This window comes from Anoxynatronum sibiricum, assembly GCF_039414295.1.
Lineage (GTDB): Bacteria > Bacillota > Clostridia > Peptostreptococcales > Tindalliaceae > Anoxynatronum > Anoxynatronum sibiricum.
Genome location: NZ_JBCITM010000022.1, coordinates 1 through 20,037, shown reverse-complemented (window position 1 = coordinate 20,037; position 20,037 = coordinate 1). Strand labels below are relative to the sequence as shown.

Genomic DNA, 20,037 nt, shown 5'->3' with positions numbered 1-20,037 from the left:
GTTCGCAGTTTCTTTTGAGCCTTTTGCTTGCTTTACCTTAAAAAAAGCCCGGCAACTGTCAGTTCGAGTAGCCATACCAGTGATGAAGGGTTGACAGTTGCCGGGTCAATTGGGGAAGCGATTTAAGCACTTCTGGTGGCGACCACATCCACACCGGTATTCAGCAGGTTTTTCATCAATACCTGCCCCCGTTTCACAGGTGCCTCCACCTCCAGTTGGTTCAACTGCTGCATACACTGATACAGCAATGCTTTGGGAACAGGTTGAGCGGTTTTCACCGGCAGCCGGGTGACGTTTCCATGATTCAGCTTCACGGTGGTGGTGAGCATCCGGGTGGGATGGGTGATTTCTTCAATGGCGTACTGCTCTCCCCGGGAACACTGATTTCCCGTCACCTGGTGGTTCCCTTCTTTTGTGGAGTGTTCAATAGTGAGATGACAGCCCATGGGGCATACGATGCATGTCATGGTACTGTGTTGGTTGTCAATTTTATTCATTTCCATATCTCCTGTTCTTTTCATGGTGCTTCATAATGGAAGACTCTGCTGATGGGTGGGATTCCAGAGTAAGGGTGATTTCCCGGGAGTTATCCGCTGCCTGATGGAGCATGGCGGCAGGAATCTGTATCCATTCCATCTCTCCCGGGGTCATATATGTCTTCTTCCGACTCATCAAGACTTCTTCGCCGCTCCACACTTGCAGTTCACCTTTGGCGCAAGGCTGGGCAACTCTGAAATAAACTTTCAAATCCTGTTCTTCGTGGGGACAGCTTACCTGCTGAGGAATCAGGTAGCGAATGCCCCGGCCGGGAGTCATCTGGAGAAGTGTTTTTCCCTGTGTTTCCTGATTCTTAAGGTAGGCTGCTGCATAACGGCCTGCCCTGCGACTCTCTTCTGTCACCCAATCCACCAGATCGTGGACATGAAGGACATTGCCGCAGGCAAAAATACCCGGCGTCGAGGTTTCCATGGTTTGATTCACCACCGCGCCTCCGGTAATGCTGTCCAGTTCAATGCCTGCCTGCTGAGAAAGCTCATTTTCTGGAATCAGCCCCACAGAGAGTAACAGCGTATCGCAGGAAATGCGCTGCTGCGTCCCCTCAACAGGCCGCCTTTCTTCGTCCACCCGGGCAATGGTTACACTTTCAAGACGCTGCTTTCCTTCAATTTGAATAATGGTGTGCCCCAGCAGCAGGGGAATGTGGAAATCTTCCAGGCACTGGACAATGTTGCGGGTCAGTCCGCCGGAGTAGGGCATGAGTTCCACCACCGCTTTTACCGAGGCCCCTTCCAGGGTCATCCGCCGGGCCATGATGAGGCCAATGTCGCCACTCCCCAGAACCACCACTTCACGGCCCACCATGTACCCTTCCATGTTGACAAACCGCTGGGCTGCTCCTGCAGTGAGAATACCGGCCGGCCGGGTGCCGGGTATTCTGACGGCACCCCGGGTTCTTTCCCGGCATCCCATGGCCAGAATGACAGCCCCTGCCTGGATCTGGAGAAGGCCTTCACGGGTATTGACAGCGGTAACCTGTTTTTCAGGTGTCAGCGACAACACCATGGTATCCAGCATGACATCAATGCTGCGCCCTTTCAGGGCATCGATAAAGCGCTCCGCATATTCTGGCCCGGTGAGCTCTTCTTGAAAGACATGAAGTCCAAATCCATTGTGAATGCACTGCTGTAAAATGCCCCCCAGCTCCTGGTCCCGTTCTAATATGAGAATGGAGGAAACGCCTGCTTCGTTGGCTTCAATAGCCGCTGCCAGACCCGCCGGTCCGCCGCCAATCACCACCAGATCCCAGTGCTTCATCGGCCTTCCTCCTTCCGGCTTTTGGTTTGACCCGAAAGGATCCATGATGCGGGACCGTCTTTCACGACGGCTGTCAGGGGGATCTTTTTCTCCCGGGCAATGATTTCCATCACCCGGGGGCCGCAAAAACCTCCCTGACACCGTCCGCCGCCGGCGCGCACCCGTCGCTTGACACCGTCCAGGCTCACCGCGCCCACCGGCCGATGAATGGCGTCCACTATTTCACCCTCTGTAATGGTTTCACAGCGACAGATGACTCGCCCATAACTGGGAGCCTGCTTCACTAAGTCGGCTTTCTCTTCAGCAGAGAGTTGATCAAAGTGAACCCCAGAGCGCCGCTTCGGCTGAAAACCTTCGCGAACCGGCACCCTTCCCCACGACTTTGTTACCAGTGTTGCCACATATTCTCCAATGGCCGGTGCTGCTGTCAGGCCAGGAGAATCGATGGCTGCCACATTGAAGAAACCGGGAGCCTGACTGAGTTCTCCAATGATAAAGTCATTGGCCGGAGTTTTGGCCCGCAGCCCTGAAAAGCTGGTGATGACCTGATGCCAGGGCAGCTTTACAAATCGATCTCTGGTTCTTTCTTCCAACTCCGCCAAACCTTCCCGGGTGGTTTCCACTCCGTTTCTGTCATTGACAAAGGCTGCTGTGGGGCCCACCAGCAAGTTGCCATGCACCGTGGGAAGTACCACCACATTTTTTCCCTGAGGGGTGGGGCACTGAAAAATCACACGCTTTACGTAATGACCGGCAGCCTTGTCAAAAAGCTGGTATTCTCCCCGACTGGGGGTGATGGTGAAGGGAGATGCCGCCACCATGGCACACACGCGATCTGCCTCAACTCCAGCTGCGTTGATCACCATGCGGGCGTTCAGTGTTCCCTCCGGGGTGGTCAGCAAATATCCTTTTTCCAGTTTCTTAATATCAGTTACCGGCCGCTGCAGCCACACATGCACCCCATTTTCCACTGCATTTTCTGCTAACGCAATGGCCAGTTCCCAGGGGCCTACGATACCGGCAGTGGGCGCATGGAGTGCGCCAACTGCCCGGGGTGATAGATGGGGCTCCCAGGCGAGAAGGGTTTTGCCGTCAATCATCGTCAGCCGGGGGACACCATTGGCAGTTCCCCGCTGATATAGCCCCTCCAGTGTTTTCATTTCAGTCTCGTCGTAGGCCACCACCAGGGATCCCACCCTTTGAAAGGGTACCTGCAAATCCTGGCAGAGGGCTTCATACATCTGATTTCCCGCCACATTAAACCGGGCTTTCAGGGAACCTGGGGCAGCATCATAGCCTGCGTGCACAATGGCACTGTTTGCCTTGGTGGTGCCATTGGCCACATCATTCTCTTTTTCAATCAGTACAGTGTTCAGTTGGTAACGGCTCAGTTCTCTGGCAATGGCTGTCCCGATGATGCCGGCGCCAATGATGGCAATATCATACGAATCGTTCATGGGGTCTCCTCCCTGCTGATTTATCAAAAAGCCATGCCCGACAGAGCCGTTGCACTGCAGCGGCTTTATCGGGCATGGTTCTCCATTTCTCAACCATCTATATCAAATTATGACTGCTGATCACCCCAGCTTTTTTGCTGCTTTAAAGACTCCAGATGGCTTGATTGCTGGATGAAACACCAATGGCTCCTGCCTTAAGGCTCTCAATGACATCTTCCTTGTCGTTGATCAGTCCGCCGGCGATTACTGCCGCTTTGGTTTCTGCCCGTACCTGGCGAATCACCTTGGGCATAATGCCTGGCAATACTTCCACTGCGTCAGGACGATTGGCATGAATGGATTTAATGCCCGTCTCAAGCGACAGGGAGTCTAATATGAACAGGCGCTGTATGGCAAAAATGTTCATTTCCCTGGCAATTTTGATCAGGTTGCTTTTGGTGGTAATGATGCCATGGGGTTGTATGCGTTCACCAATGTAGCGCATGGCCATGGCGTCTCTTGAAAAGCCCTCCATCAGGTCCAGATGGATGTAAATCTGCATGTCGGCTGCCTTCACCCGTTCCACCATCTCTGGCAGGTTGAAGATATTGCCAGTCAGCATAAAGACCATATCTGCGGGAGAATCAATGGCTTCGTCAAGGCAGTTCACATCATTGACCGCCGCAATAATGGGATTGTTCTGGATGCGCTGAAAAAAAGTATCTTTCAATCTTTCCCCTCCTGAAATAGCTCTTTCGTTCCAAATCTTACAAGTCCATTATACCCGGTGTCGTTTGCCATAGCAAAGTATTTACTCCACCAGACAATATTTCCGTGCTTTGGCGGCAATGGTCTTGTGGGTGACTCCCAGCGCTTTGCCGGCAGCATTGAAACTTCCAAAGGTGCGCATGGCCTGCTGAATAATATGCTTTTCGTATTCTTCCAAAGTGGCGATTTGTCCTGCCGCGGTTAGATTGATGAGAGACGGTATAGTGGCTACGGGCAGCTGCAGTTCATAGATGTCTGAAATATGGGGAGGCACATCTGCCAGGGTTAATTGATCCCCTTCTGCCAATACCAGCATACGCTCCATGAGATTTTCCAGTTCCCGAATATTGCCCGGCCAATGGTAAGCTTCAAAAGCATCCTGCACTTCTTTTTCCATGCTTGTCACCGCACTCTCCAGCTGCCTGCTCATTCGTTCCATGAAGTAGGTGCTTAGGAGAAGAATGTCTTCCCTTCGCTCCCGCAGGGGTGGTATTTCCACCGGAATCACCTGTAGCCGGTAAAACAGATCTTCCCGGAACAGGCCTTGGGCCACCATTGTCTCAAGATCACGGTGCGTCGCTGCAATGATGCGGGCTTCACAGGTCAGGACTTCATTTCCTCCCACCCGTTCAAATTCTTTTTCCTGAAGGGCTCTCAACAATTTCACCTGCATCTCCAGGGGTAAATCGCCAATCTCGTCCAGAAAGAGGGTCCCTTTTCCCACTTCTTCAAATTTTCCAATACGCCGTCGCAGGGCACCGGTAAAAGCTCCCTGTTCATGGCCGAAAAGCTCTGATTCCAGTAGATTAGGGGGAATTGCTCCACAGTTGATTTTAACAAAGGGTTGTCCTTTTCGTTCACTGGAGCGGTGAATGGCTTTTGCCACCAGTTCTTTTCCGGTACCACTCTCTCCCCGCAGCAGCACAGTAGATGACACGCCGGCAGCCTTTTGAGCTTTTGCCAGTACTCTTTTAAAACGCTGATTGCTCCCGATAATAGTTGAAAAATGAGGGTTCAGCTCGATTTCCCATGACTGGCCCTGTTTCAGTGGCACCACGTCACCCGTTGGTGAACCCAGCGCAGGTCCCTCTCTTTGATAGAACGCCAGGATCCCGCAAAAACTGTCTGCTTCCCACATGGGCACCACTGTTGCCTTCAAGCGGGTTCCCCTTGTTTTCTCAAGCACCGTTCCCACCATACGTTTCTTTTTTTTAAAGGCTTCCAGCATTAACTCATCCCTTGCCACCTGAAAAACACTCTTTCCTATTACCTGCTGCACTTCCGGTTGAAAAAGGGTGATGAAGGCCTCATTGACGTAGTCCACACGCCCACTGCCATTTACCACACAAACCCCTTCGGGCAGCAGCTGAAACAGCCGCTGATACGTACTGTGATCACCTGTTTCCATGTGAAGTCGTTGAATGTGTGTCACTTTTCCCACGGTCATCTCCGTCACCCTCTCTCGCCTAAAAATGCCATGCCGCCGCATATCGTTTCACAAAAAAGCCATACAGTGCCGACCTGTTTTCCCAGGTCGGTCTGTATGGCTCTCCGCATCTCAGCCAGTAATGTGCTTTGCAGTCATTATAGCATTAACAGAAGACTTTGTAAATGTTTGTTTCGAAATGGTTCATGAACTGCTTTCTTTCAGCAGCGATCTGCCCGGTGCTCCTTGAAAGAGATGCCTTCTTGCCAGCTGTTACTGCCGGCCCACTTCCTCGATCCAGGTGTTGATCATGTAGGTTTTATAGTCACCATTGAACCAGGTGGACCCTTTTGCAGAAATCTCTGCATCGCTGATGAGGTTTTTCTCTGCCACCACGTTTTGTCTGGCAGGTTTGGCACCAATCATGTCATTCATTTGCTCCTGAGCACCTTCACTGATGAGATAGTTGATCCACACCAATGCTGCTGCCTTGTTGGGAGCATTTTTAATCACCGCAAAATCATCGGATCCACCCAGCATGGCAATGCCTTCCGGAATGTAAATTTCAGCATGCTGGAAAAGATTTCCGGCTTCCATATATTTGAACGTCATGTCTTCCCAGTTGGGGGCCAGCCAGATTTCGCCCTGGTTGATTTTATCAAGAATATCGGCGTTGGAGTTCCCGTAGGTGATGTTGGGTTCAATTTTGTTCAGCCAGTCCCACACGTCACTCCACGCTGCTGTTTTTGACTCATCGTAATCGCCGCTGTACTGGGCCGCACCACCTGTCAGTTCATAAATCAGGGCAGTTACAAATGCCTGACCAGAACCGCCTGAGTTGGGAGGGGCATAGCCAAACCGGCCGGGATTTGCTTCAATCCAGCTTTCCAGTTCTGCAACGGTTTGGGGTGGATTGGAAACATGCTCAGGGTTAAAGACAAAGCCGGTTTGATTCCGTCGGAAGGGAACCAGCATGCCGCGAATGGCAATTCCTTCTGTAAAATAGGCAGCCACTGTATCCAGGTACTTGTGGTTGGGGACCATTTCTGCAAAAGGCCCATAGAACATGCCTTCATCGATCATCTTGCCCAGGTTCTGGCCGCCCATGAGGATGGCATCCACGGTTCCCTGGGGACGGTTGCCTTCTGCCGCCACCTTGTCAAAAATGGCGTTCTGATCGCCCATGATCACCTCGACAGAAATGCCGTACTCTGCCTGAAACTGATCTGCCATTTCTTTAAAGAATGGTTCTTCAGAATAGGAATAGAACGTGACTTTTCCTTCCCGTTTGGCCTGTTCCACGATGAGGTCCCACTTGGCCTCGTAGTCCATGAGCATCACTGCTGCACTCAGTTCACCTTCTGGTACCGGTGCCGGTGCTGCCTGCTGCCCGCAGCCTGCCAAAAGACCTGCCGCCATCATCAGTACGAGCATTATTGCCATTACCTTGGTTTTTCTTGTCATTTCTGTTCCCCCTTCTTGATTGATGTTCATTTTCAAAAGCCCCTTCATCTTTTCCATATCATTCACTGAAGCTGCTTTCCCTGCACTTCCTGTCACTCCTTTAGACTGTGCCTGCTGATGCATCACCTCCATCCTTCAGTGAGATGGTGTTAGATTTTTCCGAATCCTGAAGAGAGGTATTCTTTTTTCAGGAAACGCTCTGCCACCATTAGAATCACAATTCCAGGCACCACCAGAATGATGCTCACCACTGACGCATTTGTGCGCTGAAAGAAATACCCCAAATAGGAGTACAGCAGGGTTGGGATTGTTCGGTAAGTGGGTGTGGCCACAATAAATGTGAGAATAAATTCTTCCAGGCTGTAAATAAAGGTAAATACCCCTCCTGCAAAGATGCCGGGCAAAACCAGGGGGATGTAAATTTCCTTCACCACATCAAAATGACTGGCACCCAGATCATAGGCTGCATCAATGACCTCCTGGGGAATTGCCTCAAAGGTGGTGGTCACCGTGCGAATCATGTAGGGAATACCAATGAGGGTATGGGCGATGATCAGACCAATAAATGTCTGAGACAAATGCAGGTTATTCAGCAGGCGTCCCAGGCTCATGGCCACCACAATCCCCGGCATGATGATGGGCAGCAGCACAATGAGTTTTGCCAGCCCTTTTCCCCGAAACTTTTTGCGACCAAGCACATAGGATGTGGGAAGTGCCAGCACAATACAGACCGCCGTGGTAATGGGTGCAGCAATGAAGCTGGTGGTGATGGCCCGCATCACTTCACCATATTTCAGCACATGCTGCCAGTGGTAGAGGGAAAAGCTCTTGGGAAAAATATCCGGGTAAGACCATGGCACCGACGGATCCACAAAAGACCAGAGAACTGCCACCAAAATCGGAATGAACACCGAGGTCAATACCAGAATAAAGACCAGTACAATCAGGATTTTGCTGAACTTGAAGGGTTTTCCTTTTAAAAACCAGAACAGACCGCCTGCTTTGTCATCATCTGGCCGATGCTCGTTATCAGGGTTTTCCACTGGAAGTTGATTGTTCTTTTCAGGATTCATCAGACAATGTCACCTCCCTGAATTTTTTTGGCCAGTTTGGTGTAAATGGCCACCATGATCATAGCCGAAATAATGATGACGGTACCCACCACCGAACCTGTGTCCCAGTCAAACATTTCTGTAATGGAGGTATGCATCAGCACCGGCAGTGCAATGGGATACACCGGACCTGCCAGTTTGGGTATTTCGAATCCGCCGTAAGCCCTGATGAATACCAGAATCACCGATACCAGAATGCCGGGCATGGAAAGGGGAATCAGCACATGGCGGGCCACCTGCCAGCGGTTGGCTCCCAGATTGCGGGCTGCATCCACCAGTGCCGGGTTGATGCTTTCCATGACTGCCATGATAATCAGCATCTGAAAGGGAATGTTTTTCCAAATCTGGATGATCATGATGCCTATCCCGTATTTGTCCTGCACCAGTTTCAACGGCTCCCGGATGAGATTCAACCGCATGAGGATCAGGTTCAGCATGCCATGGGGTGCCAGAAAGTTGACAATGAGAAACGTGGCCACCAGTGCCGGTATAAACAGGGGAATCTTGATGAGGCTGTTGAGCAGGTTCTTGCCGCGAAAATGATTGCGCATGAGAAAACAGAGGGGCAAGGCAAACAGCAAGGACCCAAAAGCTGATGAGATTCCAATCCAAATGGAATAGAGGATGGAATCCAGAAAATAGGGCTGTAACACTTTGCTATAGTTGGCAATGGTGTAACCATCGATGCCATCCATCTGAAAACTGCGAATCACGGTGGTCATCAGGGAAGAGATGAAAAAAAAGGCAATGAACCCCACACCGGGAAGCAGCAGCAGGAAAATGTTTAACCGTTCGCGGTTCTTTTTACTGATGGGCAGTTTCATGCTGATTCACATCCTTCATTTCAACAATTGTGCAGTCCTCAGGTCTGAAATGTACCTGAACACTGTCTCCCTCTTCGAAAAGTTGCTTGCCATTTGACTGAATCCGCAGGGATTTTCCAGCCACCTCCACATGGTAATCCACAAAGTTCCCCATGTAAGTTTGCGTGGTGATCACACCCTGAAAGGTATTTTCGCTGCCTTTTTCCATTAACAGATCTTCCGGTCGAACACTCAGCAGCACTTGATCACCCAGTGCCAACTGGTATTCTGTCACGGTTTTGATGTTTCCAATTTCTGTCTCCAAAAGCCAGGCATCTGCCTCCAGCTTTTCCTTCACCGTGCCGTCAATGAAGTTGGCCGTACCAATGAAATCTGCCACAAAAGCTGAATTGGGCCGGTTGTAGACATCTGTGGGTTTGCCAATTTGCTGAATCACGCCCTTGTTCATGATGACCACTCTGTCTGAAATCACCAGCGCTTCTGCCTGGTCATGGGTGACATAGATGGCCGTGATCTTCAGCTTGCGCTGAAGCTCCCGTATTTCCACCCTCATCTTCTCCCGAAGCTTGGCATCCAGATTGCTGAGTGGTTCATCAAACAAGAGAATGTCGGGTTGCATCACCAGCGCTCTGGCCACTGCCACCCGCTGCTGCTGCCCGCCGCTGAGCTCTTTTGGAAAACGCCCTTCAAGCCCTGTGAGCCCTACCAGTTCAATGGCTTCCGAAATTCGCTTCTCAGCTTCTGTCTTATTCACTTTTTTCATTTTCAACCCGAAAGCAATGTTCTTTTTCACCGTCATATGGGGAAAAAGGGCATAACTTTGAAACACCATGGCGGTGGACCGCTTGTTGGGCGGAATGTCGTTGACCCGCTTTTGATCAAAGAGAATGTCACCTTCATCAGGCTCAATGAAGCCGGCAATACTTCTCAGTGTGGTGGTTTTACCGCACCCTGACGGGCCCAGCAGCGTTATAAACTCACCGTCTGCGATATCCAGACTCAAATTGTCGATGGCGGTGAAATCCCCAAACCGTTTCACCAGGTTGTTGATGGTTAATCGTGCCATATCGTTCCCTCCAGTTAACTGATCAGTTCTGTTTTTTTCTGCAAGACTGGCTGTGTTCCGACAGCGGCAACCCCCTGTGATGATTGTTATCTCTGCCGTTTATCCTCTGAAAAGGGGGCCATGCCGCTCTATTACTCAGATACATAGCGATGAATGTAGTTGGTGAAAATACCGTCGACTCCCAGCGTCATCAGCTCTTCTTTCGTGACATGACTCATTTCCTCGTAACCGCCGTCGAAGAAGGGGTAGACTTTCAGACCTTTCTCGTGGCATTTGTCAACGATTTCCCGATTAATGGAAAGCAGACTGGGATGAACTGAGGAGGCACCTATTCGACTCACATACTCCCAGGGCTCCACCAGGACACATGAATACAGGACGCCGGTCTGAAGAGTGTTATCCAGCTGCTTCACTCTGAGAATGGAATTGTGATTGAAAGAGGAAAGGATGATTTGATTTTGCACATTCATTTCATGAATCAGCTGAATCACGCTCTCTTCAATGCCCTCATACCAGATCAGGCTGTTTTTCAGCTCAATGTTCACCAGCGACTTTTTTCCCACAATCAATTGCAGTGCTTCCCGAAGTGTCGGTATCGATTGATTTCGGTAAGCCTCACCATACCATCCCCCTGCATCCAGCTGTTTCAGTTCTGTCAGGGTCTTGTCCATGATGAGTCCGGTTCCATTGGTGGTTCGATCCAGCAGTTCATCGTGGCACACCACCAGTTCACCCTCTTTGGTTAAGTGAACATCAAGCTCAAACCCATCTGCACCGGCTTTTAGTGCTTTTTCAAAGGCAGCCATGGTATTTTCCGGAGCCACTCCCGAGTAACCCCGATGCCCAAATATCACCAGCTCATTCTCCAAAACCCCGCACCTCCATTACTGTTTCTTCTTTCCCTGCTGACAGCAGATGGTCATCATGTATCTACTGCAAAGACTGTGCCAATGTTGGAATCAGTTGCTTAATCAGCATTTTCAGTCTTTTTTCCCTGCATCGTCTGGTTTTTTTTACCAAAACCACCACCTTCATCAACGACAGGCTGGTAAAATTTCCCAACAAGGGGGGGGGATGTCACAGGCACCTGTCAGCAGTATGCTGTCATTCCATGGAAAAAGGCAAAAAAAAAGAACAATAGAAGCTGACCTGGTCTTTGACCCCACACTCGCCTGCTGGAAGCCTTGCTCCGGGTTTGCCGTCACGCCGCTTCTCTCGGGTTTGATCCCGGCAGGGCTTACTCCTAAGCCGCACCATGATCAGCAGCACATGTGGCTGCGTTACGTGGGTCCTTTCGCCTGCGACTGGCATGGACTTTCAACCACAGACCTTCTATTGCCCTTTTATTATATCAAATTTTCATCCATCTGAGTAGTCGTCCCCGCATTTTCATGGTGCAAGGGTCTTTTATTCCCCTTGTTCCCACTGAAAAGAGCGCTGAACCGCCCGACGCCACTGGCTGAGTTGCCGTTTCCTTTCAGCCGGTTCCATCGCGGGTTCAAAGACGTGATCTTCCTGCTGCAATAGAGACAGTTCCTGCTGGTTTTGCCAGAAGTCAACGGCCAGCCCCGCCAGAAAAGCAGCACCTTGTGCAGTGCTCTCCACTTTTAAGGGACGCCACACCGGGACCTGCAGCATATCTGCCTGAAATTGCATCAGGAAATCATTCTGAGCCGCACCCCCATCCACCTTCAGGGCAGGAATGCTGATACCTGCGTCATCTGCCATGGCTTCCAGTATGTCGCAGGTCTGGTAGGCAATGGATTCCAGCGCTGCTCTCACCAAATGTTCGGCTTTGGTGCCCCGGGTAAGGCCCACCATGGTGCCCCGGGCGTACATGTCCCAGTGGGGAGCTCCCAGACCGACAAAAGCAGGCACCAGGTACACACCGCCATTGTCAGGCACTTTCAGTGCCATGGCTTCTGTTTCTGCCGCATCCCGAATCAGGCGCAGTTCATCACGAAGCCACTGAATGACAGCACCTGCCACAAAAATACTGCCCTCCAGGGCATAGGTGAGCTGCCCGTCGATTCCCCAGGCGATGGTGGTCAACAGCCCGTGGGAGGAGGGGATGGGTGTTTCACCCGTATTCATTAACAGAAAACAGCCGGTGCCATAGGTGTTCTTCACCATGCCCTGCCGGAAGCAGGTTTGCCCAAAAAGAGCCGCCTGCTGATCCCCTGCCACACCGCTAATGGGGATGCGGGCGCCGCCGAAGGTGCGGGGATCAGTATAGCCGTAGATCCCACTGGAGTCCTTCACCTCCGGCATCATGGCCGGCGGGATTTCCAGCAAAGTCAGCAGCTCTTCATCCCATTCTCCGGTGTGAATATTGAAGAGCATGGTGCGGGAAGCATTGGAGTAATCAGTGGCATGCACTTCTCCCCGGGTCAGGTTCCAGATAAGCCAGGTGTCGATGGTGCCAAAGAGAAGGTCTCCTTTTACGGCCATTTCCCGGGCTCCGGGCACATGATCCAAAATCCATTTGATCTTGGTGCCTGAAAAGTAGGCATCCACCACCAGACCGGTTTTCCTTTTGATGGTTTCTTCCAGTCCCTGTTCTTTGAGTCTGTCGCACATTTCTGCCGTGCGTCGGCATTGCCATACAATGGCGTGGTGCACCGGCCGGCCTGTTTCCCGATGCCATACCACGGTGGTTTCCCGTTGGTTGGTGATGCCAATGGCGGCAATTTCTTCGGGGCGAATCCCGGTTTTTTCCAACACTTCCCGAGCCACGCCGCTCTGTGTTCCCCATATTTCCATGGGATCATGTTCCACCCACCCGGGTTGGGGATAGCGTTGCAGGAACTCCTTTTGGGCCATACCGCACACGTCTCCCTGGCGGTTAAACAGAAGGGCTCGTGAACTGGTGGTTCCCTGGTCCAGTGCCATGATGTATTGCTTCATCCATTCGTCACCCCTTTCACCCTCTCATTATATACCAATACCCACGAGCTGATCTATTCTCGTTGGCTTTTTACTGTAGCTCCTTTTAGTTAATGTTGCTGATGAGTGGAATTGTGAGCACCGATTTCAACATCTTCATCTCCCAGCACTTTATATGACTGGTGGTTTTTTTCTGGTGGATATCTTTTTTTGCCATCCTCCCACTGGGCACAGATCAAGTGGGAAATATTCAGCAGCTCATGAAAGAATTTCTTGCCAGTATAATCTGCAGGCAGCTTGACAGTGAAGTATGCTTCCGTCAAACAAACTCCTATTGAATCCTCATCGTCCGTCTCGTCGTCTCCTAAAAGCCGAATATCTTTTATGAGAATTCGATGATGTCCAAGTACCTGACCTACATCTCCAATGATTCCGGGCCTTTCACGGAACTGAATGATCAACACCCGATATTTTTTCCTGAAAACTTTTTTTTCAACGAACCCCAGTCCCCTCAAGGTAAAAAGAACAATCATAGCTGTTGCCAATCCACCTGCATAAAATCCATTACCAATGGCCAGACCTATTCCACCACACACCCAGAGGCTGGCAGCAGTGGTGAGCCCGCTCACTTTATTCTCTGTTCTCAGAATCGTTCCCGCTCCAAGAAATCCAATACCACTGACTACTTGAGCCGCAAGCCGTGCAGGGTCTCCTTGAGCCTGCACGACTTGTGCTCCATTAAACCCAAACATGGATAACATCATAATTAAAGAGGATCCCAGTGTTACCAATACATGGGTACGTAGACCCGCCGGCCGATTGTTGGCTTCCCGCTCCATTCCGATGAGTCCTCCCATAAATGCTGACAGCAACAATCTGACCATTAATTCTCCTGTATACAACTCATCACCCTCTTTCTCATTATGAAAGAACGGCACTCCAATGTTAACGGTAACTGCCCGTTATCATGGAGTGCCAATGGGGGAAGAAGCATAAAACTAATTAATAGAAGTGCTCGAGGTAGTCTTCCACATCGTTCCTGTTCCCACTAAAAGGCTCCGGTTTTTCCATTTTCAGTGACACCAGTGCTGCAGCATAACGAGCTGCTCTTTCCATTTGCTTTTCCAGCCTTTCTGTGATATAGGCACTAAAACAACTGTCGCCTCTACCGGTTCTTCCAGTCAGGTTGCGGGGTTTCAATGGAACCACCGCCCTTTCGTCACGGTTCTGCACCAACACTTCTGTGTTATGGGTGATCATCACTTCTTTGGCGCCCCATTCCAGGAGCATTTTCGCCGCTTTTGAACGATCCGCTTCCCCAGTCATGATTTCAGCCTCTGCCGCATCTGTTTTAAGATAGTCAATGTATGGCAGCCATTTGCGTTTCTCTTCCCAGTCGCGAAACACCATGCTGCCTCCCTCATTTCGGCGAAGGAATGCCTGTACGTCCACCGCCAGTTTTCCCCTTGATGCCAGCTCCGGCAACAGCTCCTGATCAAAGTCACCGGCAATGAGACCCCCTAAATGGTAGATGCTGGAGGTCACCGGCGGCAGATCTGCCACTGTAAAAGGTGCCGCTACCCGCAAAGCTGTGCAAATTCTCCTCTCCCGGTCTTCTGTCAGGTATTCGTTTCGGATGGAGGTGGTCACCGGTGATGCCGTGTGAAACAAATTTTCTTGGGGGACATTGAAAATGTTTTCCAACATCTTTCGATCTTCTTCTGACGTTTTTGTCAGCACCCCCACCCGCCATCCACCAGCCACAGCAGCATGAGAACTGTAAACCACAGCTCCGCCAAAACTTCGCCTTTCCTGGCCCTGATAAATATTGCAGTCCAAAGACACATGTCCAATCACAAATGTGTCAAATTTTACTGTATGATTCATCGAATCCTCCTTCCGACTGCTATTCCTCATTGTTGATCAATAATTCACCCTGCAGAATCCGTTGTAGAATCTCTCCAACACCACTGCTTCGTTGTTCTCTGGTCACCACATCAGCGCATGCTTTCAACTTCGGATTGGCATTCTGAACGGCCACACCAACTCCCGCAACCTGAATCATAGAAAGATCATTCCTCTCATCACCCAAGGCAACCGTTTCTTTCATGGAAACCTGCAGCATCTCTCCCAGCATTCTAAGGGCATTCCCTTTGGATACTCCTTGGGGCAGCAGTTCCAGGTATGTGGTTTCAGAACGTATCAGATTCCACGAATCCGCCTTTATTGAACAATGAGCTTCATGGAGCTTGTCAATAATGTGTTCATCTGCGATATAGAGAATTTTAGTCAATCCTTTTTTCACCAATGGTTCAATCATATCAACAACTTGACAGGATACCTTCTCTTTTTCGTTATGCTGGCATATGAGTGTCGTTTTCTGTTGGGTGTAGGCATTTCCCTGGTGATATAACAATATCCCCACTCCCATGGCTTCCGCCAGCATGATGGAGGCCATGGCTTCTTTTGAGTCAAGAAAGCTTTCCACCAAATGACGAGAACCTTCCAGTTCGGTGATAACCCCTCCATTGTAAAGAATAAGGGGAGCATTGACGCCGATTGTCCGAGCCAGAGGAACAACTGCTTCTTTCATGCGCCCTGTTGCAATCGTCAGGTACCCCCCCTGCTCTCGAAACCGTTTCATGAGTTCCAGGGTGTTCCGGTTCACCGTCCCATCTTCATCAATCAATGTGCCGTCAACATCAGAGGCCACCAGGCGATAGTGCACAAAACCACCTCATTTGATTTAGTTTCAAAATGTCATTAATCTTGTAGCAGACGTACACTGGGCAAATCAAACTGAACATTCACCCTATCACCTTCATGAAACATGCCGTTTTTCTGGGGATTATAATCTTCTACGAACAACGTTTCTGAATTAACCAGCACTTCATATTCCATTCTGGCGCCAAAGTATACTGCTTTCGTTACTTCTCCCGCCATCTGACCATCGCAAGAGGTTAAATGGATTGATTCTGGCCGTACCGCCAGATAAACCTGATCGCCCACCTGGAAGCGTTGCTTCCCAGGATTGGGAATCTTCATGCTTTCATTTTTGACATTCACCACATACGCTTCTTCTTCCCGGGCTGCAATGTTGCCTGTCATGAAGTTTGATTTACCAATGAAGTTGGCCACAAATCGCGAGGCTGGGTATTCGTAAATTTCCTGAGGTGTTCCCATTTGTTCAATGTATCCACTGTTCATAATAACCACTTTGTCCGATATGGCCATGGCTTCCCCCTGGTCATGAGTGACATAGAGACTGGTGATGCCTAGTCGTCGCTGCAATTTTCGCAGCTCATCGCGCATATATTCACGAAGCTTGGCATCAAGATTAGACAGGGGCTCATCAAAGAGCAGTACACGTGGCTCTATGACAATGGCCCGTGCCAAGGCCACCCGTTGTTGCTGTCCGCCCGAAATCTGGTTGGGGAAACGATTTTTCATGGGCTCCAGCTGCATCAGCTCCACTACTTTTGATGCCTTGTCATGCATTTGCTCTTTAGTCATTCTCTTTAACTTCAGTCCATAAAGGATGTTTTCATACACACTCAGGTGAGGAAACAGGGCATAGCTCTGAAACACCATGGCAATATCCCGTTTATTGGGTGCTTTTGTCACCACATTTTCATCGCCCAGATAAATTTCGCCTGAAGTGGGAATTTCAAAGCCTGCCACCATTCGAAGGGTGGTGGTTTTTCCACAACCGGAAGGGCCGAGGAGAGTGGTTAGTTCCCCCGTTTTTATTTCCAGGTCAATGTTATTCACCGCCACCACGGGATCGCCACCTTCATGGGAAGGAAAACGTTTCATCAGCTGTTTGAGCAGTACACGACTGCTCTTTGAACTAAACTCTTTTTCATATCCCGTTGCTTCTTTCGTCAGAGAACTTACGGTTTCGCTCATGGGATCCTCCTTTTACCATTCTTATCGTCTCGCCATTCGTCAAGCCATTTTGTTGCGCCCGATCTTGCTCACCAGGAAATTCAGAATGCCGATCACCACCATGATTACGATGATCATGATGACAATGTACGCAGCAGCAGCACTGTATTGACTCACTTCAAACAGGGAAAATATTCTGGCGGTAACCAGATTCCACCTGGCTGAAATAAGGAAGATAATGGTGCTGACGGCTGTCATAGAACGGACAAAGGAATAAACAAGTCCGGAGAAGAAAGCCTGCTTAATCAGAGGTAATGTGATTTTTCGAAAAGTATAGAAGCTGCCAGCACCCAAATTGGTGGAAGCTTCTTCAATGGATCCATCAATTTGTAGCAGCGCCGAAGTGCCTGCTTCAATCCCTACGGGCATATTTCTGAAGACAAATGCTGCCACCAGTATGAATGCTGTTCCTGTCAACAACAGTGGCCGCTGGTTGAATGCCAAAATGTATCCAATTCCCACCACCGTGCCCGGCACTGCAAATGTGAGCATTGAAGAAAACTCCAGGACACGTTTGCCAATGAACTGTTTGCGCACCACCAGAAAAGCAATGATCATACCCAAAACACCGGTGACGGGGGTAGCTATTAACGCCAGGGTTACTGAGTTTTTCAATGGTTGGAAGCCAGTGGAAAACACATACAAAAAATGCTTTAAGGTGAAGGTATAATCAATTCCCCACACGTTAACAAATGCGCCTACCAACACTGTTCCATAAAACATGATAATGATTCCTGACAACAACATGCAGATGGCAAACAGCGGCCACATGATATGGGGTTCATTGATTCTCGGCCGTTCTTGGCTGGGCTTGCCTGTCACAGTCACAAAAGATTTGCCACTGATCCAATATTTTTGAAGCAAAAAAGCCATCATGGTTGGCATCAGAAGAAATAGGGCCAGCACTGCTCCACTCCGAAGATCGTACATACCCGTAATGACCCGATACGCCTCCACCGCCAGCGTTCTGTAATCACCGGCAATCACTGCAGGGTTGCTGAAGTCCTCCAGCGACTGGATGAAGACCAAGAGCAGGGCACTGACGACACCGGGCATGGACAGGGGCAGCGTCACCGTACGGAAAATGTACCACCGGGATGCTCCCATATTCAGCGCAGCATCTTCCACTGATGGATCAATGGACTCCAGAATCCCCGTCAGGGTGAGATAGGCAATGGGAAAAAAAGACAGCGTCTGCACTACAATCAAGCTATGAAGGCCATAGACATTGAAGGTGCGAATTCCCAGAAGGTTATTGGTGATGAGGCCCAGTCGTCCAAAAAGAAAGATTATAGATAAAGAAAGGATGAAAGGGGGCGATACAATGGGCAGCATTGCCATTATTTTGAAGAAGCGCTTTAGAGGCATTTCGGTGCGGGTAACCGCAAAAGCATAAAAATAGCCAATGACAGTTGCCAGCACTGCTGTGATACCACCGAGTTTTATGCTGTTCCAGAAGGTCTTTCGATAGCCGGCGTTGGAGATAATCCGCCGCAAGGTCACCAGACTGAACTGGTGATCTGCATCCAACAAACTGAATTGGATCACCTTAAATATGGGCAAGAGCACAAAAATAAAAATAGATGCAAAAATAAGGATCAACACCGCCAAAAGCAATGGTTCTTTCAAAAGCATCGTCATTTCATGTTTGGTTTTATTTATCGCTCGTATGGGTGATGGGTTTTCCACCTTCAAAGGTGTCCCTCCTTTTCCGGGTAATGGAATGGCAGCCTGATGGGATCAGTCTGCCGCTCCATTGCTCCGGTAGTCAGTGGTTATGCCACTCTTCTACTGAAGATTTGAATCGTCGGATACCTGAGCTGTGAATTCTTCCAGTAATCTGGTTCGGTTTTCACCTGCCCAGTCAAAATCGTATTCAATCACCCGTAACTCACCAATGCTAATGGCTCCAGCAGGTGGCTCTGCCAGCTTATTCACCGGCAGACGAAAAGATTCCGAGTCCTCAAATAGTTCTTGACCTGACTTACTCATGGTCCAGTCAATGAAACGTTTGGCGTTTTCAACTTCTGAAGCCGGCCCATTTTTTATCAGCGCCATGCCTCCCACTTCGTACCCGGTTCCATCCGTGGGAAATGTGACTTCCACAGGGTATCCCTGGGCCGAAGGTTTTAGACCGTCATGAGCAAATACAATGCCTATGGCTGCTTCGCCCAACGCCACATTCTGAGCCGGAGCTGAACCTGACTTGGTGTATTGTCGAATATTTTGGTTGAAGGCACGTAAGTATTCCCACCCAGCTTCTTCGCCCTTTAACTGAAGAATCGTGCTAAGGACTGTGTATGCCGTACCAGAAGATCCGGGATGTGCCATGGAAATTTCCCCCTGAAACTCGGGCTTCAAAAGATCATCCCAGCTTTGAGGGTATTCCATACCATTTTCTTCAAACCAATCCCGACTTACAGCAAATCCCAAAGCTCCCACATAGAAGGGTGACCAGTGGCCTGTAGGATCAACATACTCTTCCGGCACATTTTCCACTTCTGTTGATGTGTAAGGCTCCAGTAAATCTTCATTTGCCGCTGCTATAAATGTATCTATCGGCCCACCATGCCAGACACTTGCCTGAGGATTGTTCCGCTCCACTTGCAGCTTGGTCAAAATTTCACCAGCTGATAAGCGAATGTAATTCACCTTAATCCCCGTTTCTGCTTCAAAGGCATTCAAGTAAACAGGTACTTCTGTGTCAGGCAATGCAGTATAGATGGTAAGCTCTCCGGAAGATGAGTCACCTGCTGCCCCACCGCTTTCCGAACCAGAGCAGGCAATCGTTGTCATCATTGCTAAAACAATCATCAAAACCAGTAGCACTCTTCCCCTTTGTTTCTTGCCATTCATCGCTTCTCCTCCTTCATCAGGTCTCCTGCAGCTCATGGTCACATGCTTATTACTGACACTTAAAGCGCACCCCCCCTTCTTAATTGTATGTTTTCCTTTGATGGAATCATTTGCACTCTTTCCAATATCTGCAAATGATGTATAGACATCTATATCTTTTGGCTATTATAACATAATTTTCAAACTAATTGCAAACTTTTTATTCGCTGACAACTTCATCTGAGTATAGACATCACAAAAGCCTCCGGCTGGAGGCTTTTGTGATGTACAAGCCAGGGTGAAGATATCGGCAAAAATCATTTATAAAGTACTCAACTTTCCCACCAGTTTTTGACAGATAATCCGTCCGAAATCGGCTGAAAGTTATGTACTTGCAAATAACCTACATCTTAGCGTATCGGGAACTGCATTTAAGAATACATTCATAATCTGATCT

General features: G+C 49.6%; 17 protein-coding genes. All 17 read right to left on the bottom strand.

Annotated features, from left to right (window positions below):
- Positions 1–122 precede the first annotated feature (122 nt).
- The gene (locus AAIG11_RS15375; protein ID WP_343187117.1) at positions 123–497 is read right to left on the bottom strand and encodes a DUF1667 domain-containing protein; all 375 of its coding nucleotides are present in this window, start codon (positions 495–497) and stop codon (positions 123–125) included.
- Entirely contained in the window at positions 490–1,815 is a 1,326-nt protein-coding gene (locus tag AAIG11_RS15370) for an NAD(P)/FAD-dependent oxidoreductase (RefSeq protein WP_343187116.1), read from the bottom strand. Before AAIG11_RS15370 ends, AAIG11_RS15375 begins: the two co-directional genes overlap by 8 nt.
- Positions 1,812–3,272, bottom strand: coding sequence for an NAD(P)/FAD-dependent oxidoreductase (locus AAIG11_RS15365; protein WP_343187115.1), 1,461 nt, complete (start codon positions 3,270–3,272; stop codon positions 1,812–1,814). The genes AAIG11_RS15370 and AAIG11_RS15365 overlap by 4 nt, the downstream gene beginning before the upstream one ends.
- Before the next feature lie 142 nt (positions 3,273–3,414).
- Positions 3,415–3,981 carry a glycerol-3-phosphate responsive antiterminator gene (locus AAIG11_RS15360; protein ID WP_343187114.1) on the bottom strand — a complete coding sequence of 189 codons (567 nt, stop codon included), beginning with the start codon at positions 3,979–3,981 and terminating at the stop codon, positions 3,415–3,417.
- 81 nt (positions 3,982–4,062) lie between these two features.
- A complete protein-coding gene (locus AAIG11_RS15355; protein WP_343187113.1) occupies positions 4,063–5,460 on the bottom strand; it encodes a sigma-54 interaction domain-containing protein in 1,398 nt (465 codons plus the stop codon).
- A gap of 258 nt (positions 5,461–5,718) precedes the next feature.
- Entirely contained in the window at positions 5,719–7,032 is a 1,314-nt protein-coding gene (locus AAIG11_RS15350) for an extracellular solute-binding protein (protein WP_343187112.1), read from the bottom strand.
- A 26-nt stretch (positions 7,033–7,058) separates the two neighbouring features.
- Positions 7,059–7,982: an ABC transporter permease gene (locus AAIG11_RS15345; RefSeq protein ID WP_343187111.1), complete on the bottom strand. Its 924-nt coding sequence runs from the start codon at positions 7,980–7,982 to the stop codon at positions 7,059–7,061.
- A complete protein-coding gene (locus tag AAIG11_RS15340; protein WP_283410376.1) occupies positions 7,982–8,845 on the bottom strand; it encodes an ABC transporter permease in 864 nt (287 codons plus the stop codon). Before AAIG11_RS15340 ends, AAIG11_RS15345 begins: the two co-directional genes overlap by 1 nt.
- Entirely contained in the window at positions 8,826–9,911 is a 1,086-nt protein-coding gene (locus AAIG11_RS15335; protein ID WP_343187110.1) for an ABC transporter ATP-binding protein, read from the bottom strand. Before AAIG11_RS15335 ends, AAIG11_RS15340 begins: the two co-directional genes overlap by 20 nt.
- 131 nt (positions 9,912–10,042) lie before the next feature.
- Positions 10,043–10,780 (bottom strand): glycerophosphodiester phosphodiesterase, encoded by a 738-nt coding sequence (locus AAIG11_RS15330; protein ID WP_343187109.1) that lies wholly within the window; start codon positions 10,778–10,780, stop codon positions 10,043–10,045.
- Positions 10,781–11,318: 538 nt separating this feature from the next.
- Positions 11,319–12,818: a glycerol kinase GlpK gene (glpK, locus tag AAIG11_RS15325; RefSeq protein WP_343187108.1), complete on the bottom strand. Its 1,500-nt coding sequence runs from the start codon at positions 12,816–12,818 to the stop codon at positions 11,319–11,321.
- An 89-nt stretch (positions 12,819–12,907) separates the two neighbouring features.
- Positions 12,908–13,681, bottom strand: coding sequence for an MgtC/SapB family protein (locus tag AAIG11_RS15320; RefSeq protein WP_343187107.1), 774 nt, complete (start codon positions 13,679–13,681; stop codon positions 12,908–12,910).
- Between the two features lie 118 nt (positions 13,682–13,799).
- The gene (locus tag AAIG11_RS15315; RefSeq protein ID WP_343187106.1) at positions 13,800–14,684 is read right to left on the bottom strand and encodes a PfkB family carbohydrate kinase; all 885 of its coding nucleotides are present in this window, start codon (positions 14,682–14,684) and stop codon (positions 13,800–13,802) included.
- 19 nt (positions 14,685–14,703) lie between these two features.
- Positions 14,704–15,525, bottom strand: coding sequence for an HAD family hydrolase (locus tag AAIG11_RS15310; protein ID WP_343187105.1), 822 nt, complete (start codon positions 15,523–15,525; stop codon positions 14,704–14,706).
- A 35-nt stretch (positions 15,526–15,560) separates the two neighbouring features.
- Entirely contained in the window at positions 15,561–16,706 is a 1,146-nt protein-coding gene (locus AAIG11_RS15305) for an ABC transporter ATP-binding protein (RefSeq protein ID WP_343187104.1), read from the bottom strand.
- Positions 16,707–16,745: 39 nt separating this feature from the next.
- Positions 16,746–18,434, bottom strand: coding sequence for an ABC transporter permease (locus AAIG11_RS15300; protein WP_343187152.1), 1,689 nt, complete (start codon positions 18,432–18,434; stop codon positions 16,746–16,748).
- 99 nt (positions 18,435–18,533) lie between these two features.
- Positions 18,534–19,601 carry an ABC transporter substrate-binding protein gene (locus AAIG11_RS15295; RefSeq protein ID WP_343187103.1) on the bottom strand — a complete coding sequence of 356 codons (1,068 nt, stop codon included), beginning with the start codon at positions 19,599–19,601 and terminating at the stop codon, positions 18,534–18,536.
- Positions 19,602–20,037 lie beyond the last annotated feature (436 nt).